14 protein-coding genes are annotated in these 18,543 nt (G+C 70.5%); 10 read left to right on the top strand and 4 right to left on the bottom strand.

Annotation, left to right across the window (positions count from 1 at the left end; all coding sequences use genetic code 11):
• Positions 1–4: 4 nt before the first annotated feature.
• Together BCF44_RS00910 and BCF44_RS00905 are read right to left on the bottom strand one after the other, a co-directional pair.
• Complete coding sequence (locus BCF44_RS00910; protein WP_116172144.1) at positions 5–544, bottom strand: Clp protease N-terminal domain-containing protein; 540 nt, start codon at positions 542–544, stop codon at positions 5–7.
• On the bottom strand, positions 544–762 hold the full coding sequence (locus BCF44_RS00905) for an RNA polymerase subunit sigma-70 (RefSeq protein WP_116172143.1): 219 nt from the start codon (positions 760–762) through the stop codon (positions 544–546). Before BCF44_RS00905 ends, BCF44_RS00910 begins: the two co-directional genes overlap by 1 nt.
• A 62-nt stretch (positions 763–824) precedes the next feature.
• Here BCF44_RS00905 and recD2 point away from each other — a divergent pair, with 62 nt between their 5' ends.
• Positions 825–3,008, top strand: a complete 2,184-nt coding sequence (gene recD2, locus BCF44_RS00900) for an SF1B family DNA helicase RecD2 (protein ID WP_116172142.1) — start codon at positions 825–827, stop codon at positions 3,006–3,008.
• A 49-nt stretch (positions 3,009–3,057) separates the two neighbouring features.
• Here the strand turns inward: recD2 and BCF44_RS00895 are convergent, their stop codons facing one another.
• Together BCF44_RS00895 and BCF44_RS00890 are read right to left on the bottom strand one after the other, a co-directional pair.
• Positions 3,058–3,558, bottom strand: coding sequence for a GNAT family N-acetyltransferase (locus tag BCF44_RS00895; protein ID WP_116172141.1), 501 nt, complete (start codon positions 3,556–3,558; stop codon positions 3,058–3,060).
• Between the two features lie 54 nt (positions 3,559–3,612).
• On the bottom strand, positions 3,613–5,835 hold the full coding sequence (locus tag BCF44_RS00890) for an ATP-binding protein (RefSeq protein ID WP_170217280.1): 2,223 nt from the start codon (positions 5,833–5,835) through the stop codon (positions 3,613–3,615).
• Between the two features lie 99 nt (positions 5,836–5,934).
• Between BCF44_RS00890 and BCF44_RS00885 the strand changes: the two genes are divergently transcribed.
• From BCF44_RS00885 to BCF44_RS00845, 9 genes are all read left to right on the top strand, one after another.
• Complete coding sequence (locus tag BCF44_RS00885) at positions 5,935–7,104, top strand: ROK family transcriptional regulator (protein ID WP_116172139.1); 1,170 nt, start codon at positions 5,935–5,937, stop codon at positions 7,102–7,104.
• 81 nt (positions 7,105–7,185) lie between these two features.
• Positions 7,186–8,604, top strand: a complete 1,419-nt coding sequence (locus BCF44_RS00880) for an aldehyde dehydrogenase family protein (RefSeq protein ID WP_116172138.1) — start codon at positions 7,186–7,188, stop codon at positions 8,602–8,604.
• Positions 8,601–9,251 carry a ThuA domain-containing protein gene (locus tag BCF44_RS00875; protein ID WP_246014759.1) on the top strand — a complete coding sequence of 217 codons (651 nt, stop codon included), beginning with the start codon at positions 8,601–8,603 and terminating at the stop codon, positions 9,249–9,251. Before BCF44_RS00880 ends, BCF44_RS00875 begins: the two co-directional genes overlap by 4 nt.
• 20 nt (positions 9,252–9,271) lie before the next feature.
• Positions 9,272–10,570: an ABC transporter substrate-binding protein gene (locus BCF44_RS00870; protein ID WP_116172137.1), complete on the top strand. Its 1,299-nt coding sequence runs from the start codon at positions 9,272–9,274 to the stop codon at positions 10,568–10,570.
• Positions 10,570–11,439 (top strand): carbohydrate ABC transporter permease, encoded by an 870-nt coding sequence (locus BCF44_RS00865; protein ID WP_116172136.1) that lies wholly within the window; start codon positions 10,570–10,572, stop codon positions 11,437–11,439. Before BCF44_RS00870 ends, BCF44_RS00865 begins: the two co-directional genes overlap by 1 nt.
• Positions 11,436–12,269 carry a carbohydrate ABC transporter permease gene (locus tag BCF44_RS00860; RefSeq protein WP_116172135.1) on the top strand — a complete coding sequence of 278 codons (834 nt, stop codon included), beginning with the start codon at positions 11,436–11,438 and terminating at the stop codon, positions 12,267–12,269. Before BCF44_RS00865 ends, BCF44_RS00860 begins: the two co-directional genes overlap by 4 nt.
• Before the next feature lie 9 nt (positions 12,270–12,278).
• Positions 12,279–14,006: a helicase-associated domain-containing protein gene (locus BCF44_RS00855; RefSeq protein WP_116172134.1), complete on the top strand. Its 1,728-nt coding sequence runs from the start codon at positions 12,279–12,281 to the stop codon at positions 14,004–14,006.
• Positions 14,003–14,929 carry an endonuclease/exonuclease/phosphatase family protein gene (locus BCF44_RS00850; RefSeq protein ID WP_211352837.1) on the top strand — a complete coding sequence of 309 codons (927 nt, stop codon included), beginning with the start codon at positions 14,003–14,005 and terminating at the stop codon, positions 14,927–14,929. The genes BCF44_RS00855 and BCF44_RS00850 overlap by 4 nt, the downstream gene beginning before the upstream one ends.
• Positions 14,930–15,012: 83 nt before the next feature.
• Positions 15,013–18,516 carry an ATP-binding protein gene (locus BCF44_RS00845; RefSeq protein WP_116172133.1) on the top strand — a complete coding sequence of 1,168 codons (3,504 nt, stop codon included), beginning with the start codon at positions 15,013–15,015 and terminating at the stop codon, positions 18,514–18,516.
• Positions 18,517–18,543: the final 27 nt, after the last annotated feature.

Below are 18,543 nucleotides of genomic sequence, written 5' to 3'. Positions count from 1 at the left end.
AGGGTTAGGCGGCCTTTCCGAGACCGTCGACGACGGCGCGGCGCAGCTCGTCGGCGGAGATGCCGGCGTCGGACAGGATCCGCGCGGCGCGACCGTCGCCGTCACGGAGGATGCCGAGCAGGATGTGCTCGGTGCCGATGGTGTTGCTGCCCAGGTGAATGGCCTCGCGCAGGGCGAGCGCCAGCACCTTCTTCACCCGCGGCGTGACGCCGACCCGCCCGCGTCGCCGTCCGGGCATGGCCCGCTGCAGGGCGTCGGAGCCGAAGGTCTCGGTGATACGGGAAAGCACCGCGTCCAGGTCGATCCCGACGGTCTTGAGGGCAGCGGCGTCGACGGAGCCGAGCATCGTGCCGGCCGCGATGGCCTCGGCCACGCGGGCGCGGGTCAGACCCGCCGCGACCAGGGCGTCGTGGGCGCCGCCGGGCTGCCACACCAGGCCGAGCAGCAGGTGCTCGGTGCCGACATGTCGATGCCCCTGGTCCTGCGCCTCCTGCCGCGCGTGCACGACGACGTCGCGCGCCGGCTTGCTGAACTTCTCGAACATCACCCCTCCTGACGATTGGCGTACTTCTTGTGCACGGCCTGCTTGGTCACCTCGAGCGCGTCGGCGATCTCCTGCCACGACCAGTCCTGCCGCCGCGCGTTGCCGACTTGCAACGCCTCCAGCGTCTCTGCCAGCCGGCGCAGCGCGAGCGCCGCCCGCAGGCCGGTGCGCACATCCGCGCCGCTGGCGGCGGCGGCGAGGTCGTTCACGTCGGTCATGCCGTCAACCGTAGTTGACGAAAATCGGGCCGTCAACCAATGTTGACGACTACGATCGGTGCATGGCCGTCGCGGAGGGTGTGGTCGACCGTCTCGTGTACGTCGGGGCGGACGGCTACACGGTCGCGGTCCTGACCACCGGCGAGCGCAGCGAGACCAAGATCGGCGGCACGGTGCTGCACGGCCTCCAGCCCGGCGAGACGGTCCGGGTGGGCGGCGAGTGGTCCAAGAGCGGCACGCTGCGGGTCGACGAGTGCGAGCGGATCCTGCCGGCGACGGTGCACGCGATCCGCCGCTACCTGGGCTCGGGCCTGGTGCGGGGCATCGGCCGCAAGCTCGCCGACGCCATCGTCGACACCTTCGGCGCGGACACGCTGGACGTGATCGACCGCGAGCCGAAGCGCCTGCTGGAGGTGCACCAGATCGGCCGGGAGCGGCTGGCGAAGATCATCTCGGCCTGGGCCGACCAGCGCGCGGTCCGCGAGGTGATGGTGTTCCTCCAGGGCGTGGGCGTCAGCCCGGCGCTGGCCGTGCGCATCCACCGCAAGCTGGGCGAGCAGTCCCTGCACGTGGTCCGCAACGAGCCGTATCGGCTGGTCGAGGAGGTCTGGGGCATCGGCTTCGCCACCGCCGACACGATCGCCTTGGCGGCCGGCATCCCCGAGCAGAGCCCGGAACGCATGCAGGCGGCGGTGCTGCACACGTTGCAGACGGCCCGGTCCATGGGCGGTCACTGCTTCCTGCCGGTGGTCGAGGTGCTCACGCACACCACGGCCATGGTGGAACAGGACGAGGAGCTGATCCGCGCGGCGCTGCATGCGTTGCGGCGCAGGAAGAAGGTCGTCCAGGAGCGGATCGGCAGCCGGGACGTGGTCTTCAGCGCGCACCTGCACCAGCAGGAGACCATGTTGGCGGACAACGTGATGCGCCTGCTGGGCACGCCGTCCTCGTTGCCGGGCAAGCCGAAGCTCGACAGCCCCGAGCTCGACGACACGCAGCGTCAGGCACTGCGGATGGCCCTGACGAACACCGTCTCGATCCTCACCGGCGGCCCTGGCTGCGGCAAGAGCTTCACGGTGCGGCACATCGCCCGCACCGCGAAGTCCGTCGGCGCGAAGGTCACCCTCGCCGCGCCCACCGGCCGCGCCGCGCGGCGGTTGTCCGAGCTGACCGGCATGCCGGCGATGACCGTGCACCGGATGCTGGGCCGGAACGCCGAGCCGGAGGACGAGGACGGCGGCCTGTTCGACGTGCACGATCCGATGCAGGCGGACCTGATCGTCGTGGACGAGAGCTCGATGCTCGACGTCGGGCTCGCGGACGCCCTGGTGGACAAGATCCCCGCCGGCGCGCACCTGCTGCTCGTCGGCGACGTGGACCAGCTGCCGAGCGTCGGGCCGGGGTCGGTGCTGCGGGATCTCCTCGACGTGCCGGACATTCCGCGCACGCATCTGAGCCGCGTGTACCGGCAGGGCGACGGCAGCGGCATCACCGCGAACGCGGTGAGCGTGCGGGAGGGCATCGTTCCCGTCAACAATCCGGAGTTCTGGTTCGTGCCGGCCGAGGACGCCAAGGACATCGCCGAGACGGTGGTCGACATCGCCACCCGCCGGCTGCCCGCGGCGTACGGCATCGAACCGGGCAAGGTGCAGGTGCTGTGCCCCGGCCGGGCGCGGGAGGTCGGCGCGCTCCACATCGGACGGTTGCTCCAGGACGTCCTCAATCCGCACCGGGAGGGCGATCCCCAGTACTGGTCGGACGACCGCGCGTTCCGTGTCGGCGACCGCGTGATGCCGGTCCGGAACAACTACGACAAGGGCAGGAACGGCGTTTTCAACGGCACCGCCGGCACCGTGACGGGTCTGTCCCTCGAGGACCGGCTGCTGGAGATCACCCTCGAGGACGGCGAGGCCGTCGAGTACGACTTCGACGAGCTGGAGGAGTTGGCTCACGGGTACGCGATCACCGTGCACCGGTCGCAGGGGTCCGAGTACCCGTACGTCGTCGTGCCGCTGAGCACCAGTGCCGGAATGTTGTTGCTGCGGCGGAATCTGCTGTACACGGCGATCACCCGGGCGAAGAAGATGGTGGTGCTGGTGGGGCAGCCGCGGGCGCTGCGGATGGCCGTCGAGCAGACCGGCGACCGCAGGAACACGGCGCTGACCTGGCGGTTCATCGGCGAGGACCTGGCCGCGGCGGTGCTGCCGCCGCTACGGGACAACAACGGCCAGGTGGCGGCGTTCTGATCTGCGCGGCAACGTACTTCGGTGTGACGCTGGGCGGGGCTCGCGGGGGTTACTGGAGGAGTGGTAGGTCGCGCTGGTACCAGGTGCCCGGCTTGCCGCCCAGATCGGCGGGGTCGGCCGGACCGACCGGGACGAAGCCGGCCTTGGCCAATACCCGCCGGGACGCGGCATTCCCGCGTGAGGTGGCCGCGCGGAGCGTCCGCAGCCCGTGCCGCGCCGCCGCCAGCCCGCACAGTTCCCGGACGGTTGCGGTCGCCACGCCGTGGCCGGCAACGTGCTGCGCGACCCGGTAGCCGAGTTCGGCGGTGCCGTCCTCGAAGCGGTACAGGTTGAACCGGCCGAGAACCGAGCCGTCCTCGGCCACGAGCACGTAGAAGGCGGCGATGCCGGCTTCCTGGTCGGCCAGCAGGGCGCTGTGCCAGTCGGCGAACTGTTCGAAGTACTCGTCACCGCGGTCGGAGATCGTGGCGGCGAAGTAGGCGCGGTTCGCCAGCTCGAAGGCCAGGATCGCCGGGGCGTGGCCGGCATCCAGCTGCGTCAGCTCGGGCACCTCCCGACCGTACTCATGGCGCGCTCGCGGGCCACCCGATTTTCGGCCGTCCGCCTACATTCGTTCTGGCTGTGAGCGCGACTCGCGGGGGTTGAGTTTGGCGCGGAGGAGGGCGGCTTGGGTGGCTTCGTCCTCGCCGCGGGATTCGAGGATGACCAGGGCCTGGGTCCACGCCTGGCGGGCCTCGTCAGGGCGGCCGACGTCGGCCAGGAGTTGGGCGTAGGAGCTCAACGACGCCACCTCGGCGACGGAGTCACCGACCTGGCGGGCGGCGTTGGTGGCGGCGACGAAGCCGGCGAGGGCCTCGTCGTACGAGCCGAGAGCCTGGTGCACCTCGGCGGAGCGGGTGAGCATCTGGGCGATGCCCTGCAGGCTGCCGAGGGCGGTCATCAGCTGGACGGCCTCGCCGAACGCCGACAGCGCCGCGCGGTGGTCGCCGAGGGCGTCCTGCATGTCGCCGAGCACGCCCAGCAGCAGCGCCTGCCCCTCGGAGTTGGCGGTCTCCGCGAACAACTCCACCGCCGCCTCGGAGTAGTCACGCGCCTGGGCGATCTCGCCGAGGTCGATCGCCAGCAGCGCGGAGCCGGCCAGCGACCACGCCAGCCCGGGCCGGTCGCCGCAGCGCTCCCGCAACGAGCGGCCCAACGCGTAGAAGTCCCCTGCCCGCGCCAGATCCCCCATCCGCCGATACGCCTCGGCGAGGTTGGTGGCGATCCACCCGTGGGCGTAGTCGTCGCCCACACACGCCTCCAACGCGAGTTGGTGGCTGGCGACCCACACGCCCCACGGCTTGGCCAACAGCAGGTAGCTCCACAGCTCCAGCGGCAGGTGCCAGGCGGCCTCGCGCTCCCCGTACCGAAGCGCCAGCCGCAGCACCGGCAGCACGTTGGGCAGCTCCGCCTTGCACCAGTCGACGGCCTCCCGTTCTGAGCCGAAAGACACCGGCTCCACGTCCGGCAGCACCGAAGCCACCCGCAGCGGGTTGTCCCGGTACGGCGCGATCACCTTGCCGGCGGCGGAATACCCGTGCAGGTACCAACTGGCCAGCCGTGCCGCCGCCAACGGCGCCTCGGCATCCGAGAGCGCTAGCTCCGCGGCGTAGTCGGCGACGAGGTCGTGGAACCGCCAGTGCCCGCGCCGGGGGTTGTGGATCAGGTGCGCCCCGGCCAGCCGGTCCAACGCCCGCCGCGCGGCCCCCTGCCGCACGCCGGCGAGCGCGGCGGCGGCCGACACGCTCAGGTACGGCCCCTGGTGCAGCCCCAGCAGCCGGAACATCCGGGCGGTGTCGGGATCCAACCGCCCGTACGACCAGGAGATGATCGTCCGCACCGGCGTGGCGTCGGCGACGTCCAGGAAGTCCAGCCGGGAGTCCTCGTCCACCTCCAGGTCCCCGACCACGCGCTCCGCGGCGATCCGCAGCGCCAGCGGCAGGTGTCCGCAGCGACGGGCCAGCTCGGCCAGCGCCGAGGGGTCCGCCGGCGCGCGGCCGCCGATGATCGTCGACAGCAGCCGTACCGACTCCTCCTCGGGCATCGGCGCGAGGGTGATCCGAGCGGCCCCCGTACGCATGGCGAGCCCGGACAGCCGGTCCCGACTGGTGACGATCACCGCGCAGTTGCCGGCCCCGGGCAACAGGTGCTGCAACTGGTCCGAATCGGACGCGTTGTCCAGCACGAGCAGCGTGCGGGTCGGGGCCAGCGCCGACCGCAGCAGGCTGGCGCGCTGCTCCAGCCGCGCCGGCAGGCTGTCGCCGTCCACGCCGAGCGAGGTGAGCAGCTCCTCCAGCACGTCGGCGGGCTCGGCCGGGTCGTGCACCGAGTGCCCCCGCAGGTCGGTGTAGAGCTGGCCGCCGGGGTAGTCGTGGGCGATGGAATGCGCGAAGCGCAGGGCCAGCGCGGTCTTGCCGGCCCCGGGCGGGCCGTCGATCGTCACGACGATCGGGCCGCCGCCCGCGGCGAACTCGCGCACCGCCCGAGCCAGCCCGGCCAACTCGAGATCCCGGCCGACGAACCGGGCCGGCGCGGCCGGCAGTTGCGCCGGCGGCCGCGGCAGAGCCCGCAGGGCCAGAGTGATCAGATGACCGTCGGCCTGGAGTGCACTGTCCAATGCACGTGCATGCTGCTCGGTCGGCTTGCGGTGGCCGTTCTCCAGCCGGGACAGCAGCGACTTGTCGTAGCGGACCACGGCCGCGAGCTCGGTCAACGACCAGCCCAGCGCCTCCCGGCGGGTGCGCAGCGCGCGGCCGAAGCCCTCGCCGATCTGCTCGCGCGTCGCCACGTGTCCACTCTCCCGCATTCCGGTCGCCACCGGTCGTTCGATTGCGCCCAACAGGTGCAGGTTGGACGCTAGTGGGCGGATGTTTGGCAAGATCCCACTGTGGCAGCGAAACAGACCACCCGTGAGCTGCGCCGACGCAACCGGTCGGCGCTGCTGTCGCGGCTGTATCTCCAGGGCCGGGGCAGCAGGCTCGAACTCGTCGACCAGTCCGGCCTGAGCTCGTCGACGGTCAGCAACGTGATCTCCGACCTGATCGCGGACGGCGTGGTCGAGGAGGCCGGCTCGGCCGAGTCCGAGGGCGGTCGGCCGCGCACCGTGCTCCAGATCCGGCGGGACTACGGGCACGTGATCGGCGTGGACATCGGCGAGACGCACATCGAGGTCGGCCTGTTCGACTGCACGCTGAACACGGTGGCCACCGCGACCTACCCGATCGCCGGCAACCTGGATCCCACGCACGTCGCGGAGCTGATCCTGGCCGGCATCGCCGAGGTCAGCGCCAACCCGGTGTCGGTGATGGGCATCGGCGTGGGCGTGCCGGGCGCGGTGGAGAGCGACGGGCTGGTGCACGCGCCGACCTTCGGCTGGCAGGGCGTGCCGCTGGCCAAGATGCTCGCCGACAGCGTGAGCGCTCCCCTCTACGTCGACAACTGCGCCCGCACGCTGGGCCAGGCCGAGATGTGGCGGGGCGCCGGCCGGGGCGCCACCCGGGCGGTGATCGCGCTGCTCGGCGTGGGTGTCGGCGCGGCGATGGCGGTGGAGTCCGACTCGCAGGAGGGCGTCTCCAGCTCGACCACGGAGTGGGGCCACACCGTCGTGCACGCGGGCGGGCTGGCCTGCCGGTGCGGGTCGCGCGGCTGCCTGGAGGCCTACATCGGGGCCGAGGGCATCCTGGACCGCTACCTGGCGCTGGCCGGCAGCGAGCCGTTCACGGCGACGGACACCGAGTCCCGGATGCGGGAGCTGGCCGACCGCGCCGAGTTGGGCGGGCCGGCGGCGGACACGCTGGCCAGCACCGCCGAATACCTGGGCATCGGCATCGCGAACCTGACCAATCTGGTGACGCCGGACTGCGTGGTGCTGTCGGGCTGGGTGAGCCTGTCCATCGGGCACACGATTCTGGACGCGGTGCGGGAGTCGGCGCGCCGGCACTCGCTGGCCTACCTGCGCGACCGCACCCGCATCGAGCTGGGCCAACTCGGGCCCGAGGCGGTCGCGCTGGGCGCCGCCACGCTGCCGGTGGTGCGGTTCCTCACCAACGGCGGGTGAGCGCGAACAGCTGATCCGGGGCTCGTGCGGGCCCCGAAACAGCCTCTTGACCCCTTGTTCATCCGCGACTTACCTTAAGACATGGATAAAGTCGCGGACGGCCAGCTCTACCTCGGTGGATCCTTCTGCCCGGCCGAGTCCGGGAGAACCGCGCCGGTGTTCGAGAAGGCGACCGGCGCGCAGATCGGCACGTATGCCCTGGGCGGCGGCGCCGACATCGACAGCGCCGTGGCCGCCGCCCGCGCGGCGCAGCCGGCCTGGGCCGCGCTCTCCGGCGCCGGCCGCGCCGCCTACCTGCGCGCGTTCGCCGACTACCTCCAGACCAACTTCGACGACCTCGTCGAGCAGTCCATGCGCGAGACCGGCGGCGTCCGCTACAAGGCCGAGGACGAGGTCGGCACCAGCATCCGGCAGCTGGCCATCTCCGCGGTCCAGGCGACGCAGACCGCCGGCGACATCCTCCAGCCGTACAAGGCGGGCAAGCTGTCGCTGTCCCGGGCGGTGCCGCTGGGCGTGGTCGGGCTGATCACGCCGTGGAACTACCCGATGAACCTGGCCATGCGGGCCGTCGCGCCGGCGCTGGCCTTCGGCAACACCGTCGTGCTCAAGCCGGCCGAGCTGACGCCGTTCATCGGCGGCCTCGCGCTGGCCCAGGCCGCCCACGCGGCCGGCTTCCCGCCCGGCGTGTTCAACGTCGTCACCGGCGACGGCCTGGACGCCGGCAAGCCGCTGGCCGAGCACCGCGGCCTGGACCTGATGGACTTCACCGGCTCCCGCGAGGTGGGCCTGGAGATCGCCGCCGCGGCCGCCGTCGACCTGCGGCCGATCCGGCTGGAACTGGGCGGCAGCAACGCGTTCGTCGTGCTCGACGACGCCGACGTGGAGCTGGCCGCGTCCTGCGCGATGATCGCCTCGTACGAGTTCCAGGGCCAGACCTGCATCAGCGCCAGCCGGCACATCGTGCAGCGCGCGGTCGCCGACGCCTACCTGGACGCGCTGGTCGCGCGGGCCGCCAACCTCAAGGTCGGCGACCCGATGGACCCGGTCACCGACCTCGGCCCGCTGATCAGCGACCGGCAGCGCGACCGGGTGCACCAGAAGATCGTGCAGCCGTCGATCGACATGGGCGCCACGGTGCTCACCGGCGCCGAGTACGACGGCCTGTTCTACCGGCCGACCGTGCTCACCGACGTCACGCCGGACATGCCGGCGTTCAGCGAGGAGATCTTCGGCCCGGTGGTGCCGGTGACCGTCGTGGACACCGAGGACGAGGCGATCGCCCTCACCAACGGCTACCCGATGCTGATGAACTCCGTCTTCTCCCGGGACCTCATCCGCGGCATGGATGTCGCCGAAAAGCTCCAGGCCGGCGAGGTGCACGTGAACGACGCGCACGCCCGGCACGGCGCGGAGAACCAGATGCCGGGCTTCACCAAGCGCCAGTGGATCGGTGTGCAGCGCACGCCGCTGTCCATTCCGGACTGGGCGGCCCGCCGGTGAGGCGGGCGCTGATCGTCCGCGGCGGCTGGGAGGGGCACAACCCGGTCGAGGCCACGGAGATGTTCCGATCCGGGCTCACCGACACCGGCTTCGAGGTGGCGGTCGCCGAGGATCTGGACGTCTACACGGACGCGGAACGGCTGCGCGCCACCGACCTGATCGTGCAGTGCTGGTCGATGGGCAAGCTGACGCCGGAGCAGTGCGACGGGCTGGTGACAGCGGTCCGCAAAGGCACCGGCTTCGCCGGCTGGCACGGCGGCGTGGTCGCCACGTTCCAGGACAGCCCGGAGTACCTGCGCATGGTGGGCGGCGTGTTCCTGCACCACCCGGACGGATTCCTGGACTACGAGGTCCGGATCAACCGGGAGCACGCGGATCATCCGATCGTCGCGGGGCTGCCGGACTTCACGGTGCACACGGAGCAGTACTGGATGCTCAGCGATTCGCTGAACACGGTCCTGGCCACCACCGAGTTCGGGCCGCCGGACGGGCCCGCGACGATGCCGGTGGCGTGGACGAGGAACTGGGGCGGGGGAAGGATCTTCTTCTCCGCGATCGGGCACCGCACCGAGGACCTGTGGGATCCGGCGGTGTACACAATGACCCATCGCGGTCTGGTCTGGGCGAGCCGACAGGTAGTTCAGTGAGATTGAGCGGAGACAGGGCTATGCGGAGTCAGTGGCGACTCGCCGGCGCTTTGATCGCCGGCGCTCTGCTTGTGACCGGGTGCGGTGGCGGCAGCGGCGGCGGCGACCAGTCGTCGGCCGGCGGCAAGGCGAACCTGACGTTCTGGGACTGGGATCCCAACATGGACAAGGTGGTGGCGATCTGGAACGACGCCCACCCCGACATCCACGTGACACTGTCCAATCCGGCCGGTGGCGACCAGCTGGTGAGCAAGATGATCACCGCCCACCACGCCGGCAACGGCCCGGACATCGCCAAGGTCGAGTACCAGTCGCTGCCGGCGCTGGTGGCCGGCCAGGAGGTCGCCGACATCACCCAGTACACCGGCGACGCCGTCAAGGACTTCGACGACAACACGCTGAAGGCCACCAAGTTCCAGGGCAAGGTGTACGGCGTGCCGCAGGACGTGGCGCCGCTGCTGCTGTTCTACCGCACCGACCTGTTCCAGCAGTACGGCCTCAAGGTGCCGACCACCTGGGACGAGTTCGCGCAGACCGCGCAGGACCTGCACACCAAGGCCCCGACCGTGTCGCTGACCAACTTCGACGCCGCCGACCCGGGCTGGATCACCGGTCTCATGCAGCAGGCCGGCGCCGACTGGTGGTCGGCCGACGGCGACAAGTGGAAGGTGGACATCAACAGCGCCGCCTCCAAGAAGGTCGCCTCCTACTGGGAGGGCCTGGTCAAGGCCGGCACCATCGCGAAGAACCCCTCCTTCTCGCCGGAGTGGAACAAGCAGATGAACGAGGGCCAGGTCGCCGCCTGGATCTCCGGCGCCTGGGCGCCGGCCCAGTTCTCCGGCATCGCGCCCAACACCAAGGGCAAGTGGGCCGCCGCGCCGCTGCCGGCGTGGACCGCGGGCGACAAGACCACCGGCATCTGGGGCGGCTCGGCCACCACGGTCACCACCGACTCCAAGCACCCGGCGCAGGCGGCGCAGTTCGCGGCCTGGCTGAACACCGACGCCAAGGCCGTCGCCGCGCAGATCCAGAACATCAACGTCTACCCGGCGGCCACCTCCGGCCGGTCGCTGCCGGTGCTGTCCTCGCCGCCGCCGTTCCTGCCCAACCAGACCGACTACTACGGGCTGGTCAAGCAGGTGGCGCCGAGCTCGCGCAGCTTCTCCATGTGGGGCCCGGACGTGACGGTCACCTTCGGCGCGTACACCGACAAGTTCGGGGCCGCGCTCCAGAACAACACGGCCTTCGGCGCGGCCCTGGACGACATGCAGAACGCGACCGTCGCCGACATGAAGAAGCAAGGGTTCACGGTCGGCTGATGGCCGCGCGCAACCGGGCCAAGCTGCCCTACCTGCTCGTCCTCCCGGCAGTCGCGCTGCTCGCGCTGTTCGTGGTGGCGCCCGGCGTCTACGCCCTCGTGCTGAGCTTCCAGGCACGCAAGGTCGTCGGCGGGCTGCTGGGAGGCGGCAGCAGGCTGGTCTTCGTCGGGCTGGACAACTACGGCACGGCGCTGGCCGATCCGGAGCTGTGGTCGAGCATCGTGCGCATGCTGCTGGTGGCGCTGCTGTTCATCCCGGCCACCGTCGGCGGCGCGCTGCTGTTCGCCCTGCTGCTGGACGTGCCGCGGGTCCGGCTGGCCCGGACCACCCGGTTGGCGATCTTCCTGCCGTACGCGGTGCCGGGCGTGATCGCCTCGCTGATGTGGGGCTTCATGTACCTGCCGGCGACCAGCCCGATCGGCGGCGACCACGTCGACTTCTTCGGCTCCGTCACGGTGTTCTTCTCGGCGGCCAACGTGGCGGTGTGGGGCTCGGTCGGCTTCAACATGATCGTCATCTTCACGGCGCTGCGCGGCCTGCCGTCCGAGCTGTACGAGGCGGCGCGCATCGACGGCTGCTCCGAGCTGCGGATGGCGCTGCGCATCAAGATTCCGCTGGTGCTGCCGGCGATCGCGATGTGCACGCTGTTCACGGCGCTGGCCTCGCTGCAACTGTTCAACGAGCCCAACACGTTGCGGCCGCTGTCCAACGCCGTCTCCTCCACCTGGGTGCCGCTGATGAAGATCTACGAGGACGCGTTCGTCAACTCCGACGTGAACAAGGCCGCCGCGACCTCGGTGCTGTTCGTGGTGGCGGCGCTGGTGGTGTCGCTCGTGGCCTCCCGCACGGTGTCGAGGGTGAACCGGTGACTCGTATCCGGCTGCTGCCGACCGCCGCGCTGGTGCTGGGCGCGATCTACTGCCTGGTGCCGACGCTGTGGATCCTCATCGCGGCAACCAAGTCCAAGACGGACCTGTTCTCCACCGCCACGTACCTGCCGTCGTTCGGCGCGGGCATCTGGCAGAACATCGTGGATCTGTCGACGTACCAGGGCGGCATCTTCTGGCAGTGGATGCTCAACAGCTTCGGCTACGCCCTGATCGGCGGCGTGCTGGCGTCGCTGGTGTCGGCCGCCTGCGGGTACGCCATCGCGATGTACTCCTTCCGCGGCCGCAAGGTCGTGTTCAACACCATCCTCGCCTGCGTGCTGCTGCCGCAGATCGTGCTGGCGATCCCGCAGTACCTGCTGCTGTCCAACGTGGGGCTGACCGACAGCTACCTCGGCGTGCTGCTGCCGCAGCTGTTCAACCCGTACGGCATCTACCTGTGCCGGATCTATGCCGCCTCCTCGGTGCCGCAGTCGCTGCTGGAGGCCGGCCGGATCGACGGGGCGTCGGAGTGGAAGCTGTTCCACTCGGTGGGTCTGCGGCTGATGGGACCGGGGCTGATCACCGTGTTCCTGCTCCAGTTCATCGCCATCTGGAACAACTTCCTGCTGCCGTTCGTGATGGTCAACTCCGACGACAAGTTCCCCCTCACCGTGGGCCTGTACAGCCTGCTGCGGCACGGGGCGGCCGAGGCGTCGCTGTACTCGCTGGTGATCACCGGCACCCTGCTGTCGGTGCTGCCGGTCATCGCCCTGTTCCTGTCGTTGCAGCGCTACTGGCGGCTGGACCTGGTGACCGGCGCGCTCAAGTAGGTTGGCGATGTGGAGTACGAGGAGTATCTGGCCGGGCTCGACGAGTCCGCGTTGGCCGCGTTGCTCCGCGCGCGGCCCGACGTGCTCGTCGAGCCCGTGCCACGGGGCCTCGCCGCGCTGGCGCAGCGACTGTGCAGCGCATCATCGCTGGTCATCGCGCTCCAGACGCTGAACCGGGACCAGCTGGTCGTCGGCGAGGCGATCACCGCCGGCCGCCTGGAGCGGCTCGACCAGGCGCTGCTGCCGGCGGTGCTGGACCAGCTCCGGACGCTCGGCCTGCTCTGGGGGCCGGATCTTCAGCTGCCGCCACTGCTGACCCAGCACTGGTCGATGGACCGCACGGAGGACGCGGTGCTCACCGGCCGGCCGGAGCTCCCGCTGGTGCGAACGGACGCCGCCGCCGTGCACCGGGCCGCGCAGGCGGCGGCATCGGCGCTGCTCGACGGCGTCACATCGCTGCTGGACAAGGCAACCGCGAAGCCGATCACCGCGTTGAAGAAGGGTGGCATCGGTACCAAGGAAGTGTCCCGCCTGGCCCGTGAGCTGGCCGTCGAGCCGGAAACCGCGGCGCTGTGGCTCGATCTGGCCGGCCTGTCCGGGCTGCTCGGCGACGTCGAGGAGGGCTTCGCGCCCACCACGGACTTCCCGCGGTGGCGGGACCTCGGCCCGGCTCGGCGCTGGACGGACCTCGCCGAAGGATGGCTCGCGGAAGCCGAGCACGGCCCGATGCGTCGCGCCTTGCTGACGGCCGCGGCCGGCGGAGTGTCGGTGCGGGCGGCCGCCGACGGGCTCGACTGGTTCTGCCCGATGGTGCACGAGGACGACGTCGAGCAGCTGGTCCGGGACGCGGAGACCCTCGGCCTGGTCGCCCTGGACGTCCTCACCGACCTGGGCGAATTCCTCGCCGGTCGGCGGGACGGCGTCGACGACCTGCTGCCCGAACAGGCCGCCGGCGTGATCCTCCAGTCCGATCTCACGGCGATCGTGGCCGGACCGCCGCCGCGCGTGATCCTCGCCGCCGCCGAGCGCGAGGCCGGCGCGGTGTGGCGGTTCTCCGCCACGAGCGTCCGGGCCGCGCTGGACGCCGGCTGGACCGCCGAGGACCTGCTCGCCGAGCTGGGGCCGGCGCCGCAGCCGCTGACGTACCTGATCAACGACGTGGACCGGCGGCACGGGCACGTCCGGGTGCGGGAGGTGCGGTGCTGCGTGGTCGCCGACGAGGCGACCGCCACCGAGATCGCCCACCGGCTCAAGGGCTTCAGCCAGCTCGCGCCGACGGTGCTGTCCAGTTCGGACAGTCCGGCGAACGTGCTGGCGCTGCTGCGGAACGCCGGCTACGCGCCGGTCACCGAGAATCACGCCGGCACGGTCGTGGTGGAACACGCGAAGGAACACATGGCCCAGGCGATTGTGGACAGGACCGCCGTCACCGCCGAGGAACTGGCCGCGCGGCTGATCGCCGAGCCGCACGTGCCGGTCGAGGGCGGCGCGACCTTCGACCGGCTGTCCCGCCAGAACCACACGCTGCACCCCGTCGAGCTGGCGATGCTGGCGCACGCCATCGACACCGAGGGCGACGTGGTGATCGGCTACCGCGACCGCAACGGCAACCGCACGGTTCGCCGGATTCGCCCGGAGCAGCTGCTCAACGGCTGGCTGGATTCGTGGTGCTACCTGCGCGAGGACGAGCGGGAGTTCGCCGTCGCCAACATCGAGTCCGTCGAGGCCGCCTGGTGAACCGGGGCCGAACCGCGGCGCTGATCGCCTGCGCCGCGCCGCTGACCTGCGCCACCGTGCTCGCCGTCACCCGGATCTTCGGCTTCGACGACGGCACCTATCTGGCGCTGCCCATCGCGCTGCTGCCCTACTTCGCGCTGCTCACCGCGGCCGTGCTGGTGACGCTGCTCGCACTGCGCGGCCGGTGGCTCACCGTGGCCGCGGCGGCGCTGCTGGTGCTGCAAGTGGCCTGGATCGTGCCCCGGTTCGTACCCAACCGGCCGGCCATCCCGGCCGACGCTGTGCATATCCGCGTCGGCACCTGCAACACCCACCGAGGCCAGGTCGACCCGCTCGCGCTGGTGTCGATGGCCAAGGACGAGCACCTGGACGTGCTGGCCCTGGAGGAGCTGGACGCCCCCGCGATCAAGGCCCTGGACGAGGCCGGCATGGCCAAGCTCATGCCCTATCGGGAGCTGCACCCGGAGAACGACACGTCCATCTTCTCCCGGTTCCCGATCACCCACGGCGGGCCCGCGAACCTGCCCACCACGTGGCCGCAGACGCAGATCACGGTGACCGTGTCCGGCCACGACATCCCGATAACCGGCGTGCACACGTACTATCCTGTCGGAGGCCCGGGGCTCTGGGCCCAGGACATGTCGGCGCTGCGGGCCACTGCCGGCCGGAACGTCGTCGTGCTCGGCGACTTCAACGCCACCGTCGATCACTCGCCGCTGCGCTCGCTGCTGGCGGCCGGGTTGATCGACACGCACGCCGAGCTGGGCCGAGGGTGGGCGCCGACCTGGCCGTCGGCGTTCCCGCTGATCCAGATCGACCACGTGCTGCACGGTCCCGGCCTGGCCGCGGTGTCCGCGAGCGAGCACCTGCTGCCGGGCACCGACCACCGTGCCGTCGTGGCCGAGCTGGCGCTGCTCGGCTGAACTGTCGGTCCCTGGGACTACCCTCGGGGCCGAGACCGCGTTAATTCAAGAATTGGCTAGCCACGATCTGGGAGAAAGACCCTGTGACCGCTGAGACTCTTTACGGGGCCGACGACCTCACGCACCTGGAGGGTCTGGAGGCGGTCCGCAAGCGACCCGGCATGTACATCGGGTCGACCGACAGCCGCGGCATCAACCACCTGTTCACCGAGGTGGTCGACAACTCCACCGACGAGGGCATCGCCGGCTTCGCCAAGCGTGTCGTGGTCACGCTGCACGCCGACGGCAGCGTGCAGGTCGACGACGACGGCCGCGGCATCCCGACCGGTGTGCACGCCAAGTCCGGCCTGTCCGGCGTGGAGCTCGTGCTGACCCGGCTGCACGCCGGCGGCAAGTTCGGCGGCTCCGGCTACAAGACGTCCGGCGGCCTGCACGGCGTCGGCGCGTCCGCCGTGAACGCCCTGTCGCACCGGTTCGACGTCGTGGTCAAGCAGCTCGGCAAGGTGCACCAGATGTCGTTCGCGCACGGCGTGCCCGGCGTGTTCGACGCGCCCGGGCCGAAGGCCAAGTTCACCCAGCAGTCCGGGCTCCAGGTCACCGGCAAGATGAAGCGCGGCGAGTCCAGCGGCACGTCCATCCGGTACTGGTACGACTCCCGCTACTTCGAGAACGGCGCCGCCCTGGACCGCGAGGCGGTGCGGGCCAAGCTGCGCAACACCGCCTTCCTGGTGCCGGGCGTGACCTACGTGCTGCGTGACGCCACCGAGGGCTCGATCGTCGAGGAGTCGTTCCACTACCCGCACGGCCTGTCCGACATGGTGGACTTCCTGACGCCGTCCGGCGACAAGCCCGTCTCCGGCACGCTGCTGATCAACGGCGACGGCACCTACTTCGAGAACGCCGCCGACGAGAACGGCGTGATGCGGTCCAAAGTGGAGCGTCACGCCGAGGTCGAGGTGGCGCTGCGCTGGGGCACCGGCTACGAGCGCACGGTGGAGTGCTTCACCAACACCATCCGCAACATGCACGGCGGCACCCACCGCAAGGGCTTCGACCGGGCCGTCACCAAGGCCGTGCAGGACGCCATCTCCAAGACCCGCGGGCTGCTCAAGCCCAAGGAGGACATGCCCACGCTGGAGGACGTGCTCGAGGGCATGACCGCCGTGATCCACGTGCGCATCCCGGAGCCGCAGTTCACGTCGCAGACCAAGGACGAGCTGTCCACCGCCGGCATCACCAAGGTGATCCTGGGCGTGGTGGAGCGGCAGGTGAAGGCGTGGACCGAGGACCGCCGCACCAAGACCGAGGCCAAGACCGTGCTGCAGAAGGTGGTCGACGCCGCGCGCGTGCGGCTGACCCAGAAGCAGCAGAAGGACGCCGCCCGGCGCAAGACCGCGCTCGAGGGCGCGGCCATGCCCCCGAAGCTGGTCGACTGCCGCACCACCGGTGTTTCGCGTAGCGAGCTGTTCCTCGTGGAGGGCGACAGCGCGCTGGGCTGTTTCACCGGTGACACGAGGATCGCCCTGGCATCGGGTGAGAGCCGGTCATTTGCCGATCTGGCCGCTGACTGGGCCAAGGGCATCACGCACTTCGGATACACGACCAACAAGGCCGGGCGGGTGGTCGTCGCGCCGCTTGTCGAACCGCGCCTCACCAAGCGGGCGGCGTCACTGGTCCGCGTGACTCTGGACAACGGCGAGTCCGTCCGCTGCACACCCGACCACCTGTTCCGACTTCGCGACGGCTCGTACCGACGAGCCGACGAGCTGACCGCGGGCGACTCGCTGATGCCGCTGTACCGGTCGTTGTCGGCGAAGGCTGCCGGCGACAAGCTGGACGGCTACGAACGCGTCTGGATGAATGACCGCGACGAGTGGGTGTACACCCACTACCTCGCCGACGCCCACAACCTCCGTCACGGGCTCGACCGTGCCGACAACGGCAACGTGCGCCATCACATCGACGTCAACAAGCGGAACAACGACCCGCGCAACATTCGCAGGATGACGTGGGACGATCACGCCGCCCTGCACGCGTCCATGATGGGCGACCACGTGCACGCGGGTTACCGGGCGTGGCTGGCCGCAGGCGGAATCGAGTTCAAGTCCGCGATGCTTTCCTCCCAGTGGCAGGATCTTGAATTCCGTGCGGCGTGCTTGCAGCGACTGGCCACGCTCAACGCCGACCCCGCTTTCCGCGAGCGGATCGAGCAGGGCTTCCAGGACTGGTACGCGGCGCTGACCACAGCGGAGAAGGCGGCGTACGCCGAGCAGATGCGGCAACGTCAGGCCGACTACTGGGCGCACCCCGAGCATCGCGCCGCCGCTGCCGAACGGGTGCGCGCCTTCTTCGCCGACCCCGCTCGCCGGACCGAATGGAGCGAGCGGTCCCGTAAGCAATGGGAGAACGAGAAGCTTCGGGCGTGGTGTTCGCTGGCAACCGAAGCCCAGTTCGACGACCCGGCCGAACGAGCACGGCAGCGTGACGCCGTCCTTGCCTGGCACGCGAAGAACCCCGAATTCGGCCAACAGCATTCGGCCTACATGAAGGAACGTCTCGCCGATCCAAGCAACGGTCACCTCGCGAAGGTGCAGGCCGGACGCGCACGCTACGTCGAGACCGTGCCGCGGGCCGAACGGGTCGCCCAGCAGAACGAAGGCCGACGGATTGCGGCACTGAAGCGAGTCGCCGAGTTGGCGTCGATCCCGGATGCCGACCTGGCCCACGCCTACGACGAGATGCGATCGCGCGTAGCCCGTACCGGCCTCCGGTTCGACCGCCTGCTCGAGGCCTACGACGGCGATCTCGAACGGTTGCGCGAAGCGGCGACACTGGTCAATCACCGTGTCGCGTTCGTCGAGCCCCTGGCCGAGACCGCCGACGTCTACGACCTGACCGTGGACGGCTATCACAACTTCGCCCTCGAAGCGGGCGTGTTCGTCCACAACAGCGCGCGCATGGCGCGAGTGTCGGAGTACCAGGCACTTCTGCCGCTGCGCGGAAAGATTCTCAACGTGCAGAAGGCGAATCTGGCCGACACCCTGCGCAACGCCGAGATCGCCTCCATCGTGCAGGTGCTCGGCGCCGGCACCGGACGCACCTTCGACCTGTCCGCGATGCGCTACGGCCGGGTGATCCTGATGGCCGACGCCGACGTCGACGGCTCGCACATCCGGACGCTGCTGATCACCCTGTTCGCCAAGTACATGCGGCCGGTGATCGAGGACGGCCGGCTGTACGCCGCCATGCCGCCGCTGCACAAGCTCACCACCAAGGGCCGCAACCCGGAGACCATCTTCACCTTCACCCAGCGGGAGATGGAGACCAAGCTGGCCGCGCTGGAGAAGGCCGGCAAGCAGGTCGTCACCCCGGTGCCCCGGTTCAAGGGCCTGGGCGAGATGGACGCCGACGAGCTGTGGCACACCACCATGAACCCCGCCTCCCGCTCGGTGCGCCGGATCACCCTGGACGACGCCGACGCCGCCGAGCAGACCCTCGAGCTGCTGATGGGCGAGAAGGTGGAGCCCCGGCGCAACTGGCTGGTGGAGTCGGCCGCCCGCGTCGACCAGTCCGCGATCGACATCTGACCGGTCCGCTTCCGGAGTAGGAGAACA

It is taken from the genome of Kutzneria buriramensis (genome assembly GCF_003387475.1).
In the GTDB taxonomy this organism is placed as follows: domain Bacteria; phylum Actinomycetota; class Actinomycetes; order Mycobacteriales; family Pseudonocardiaceae; genus Kutzneria; species Kutzneria buriramensis.
Note: the sequence above shows the minus strand (reverse complement) of the source record. Positions and strands in the feature narration are given on the sequence as shown.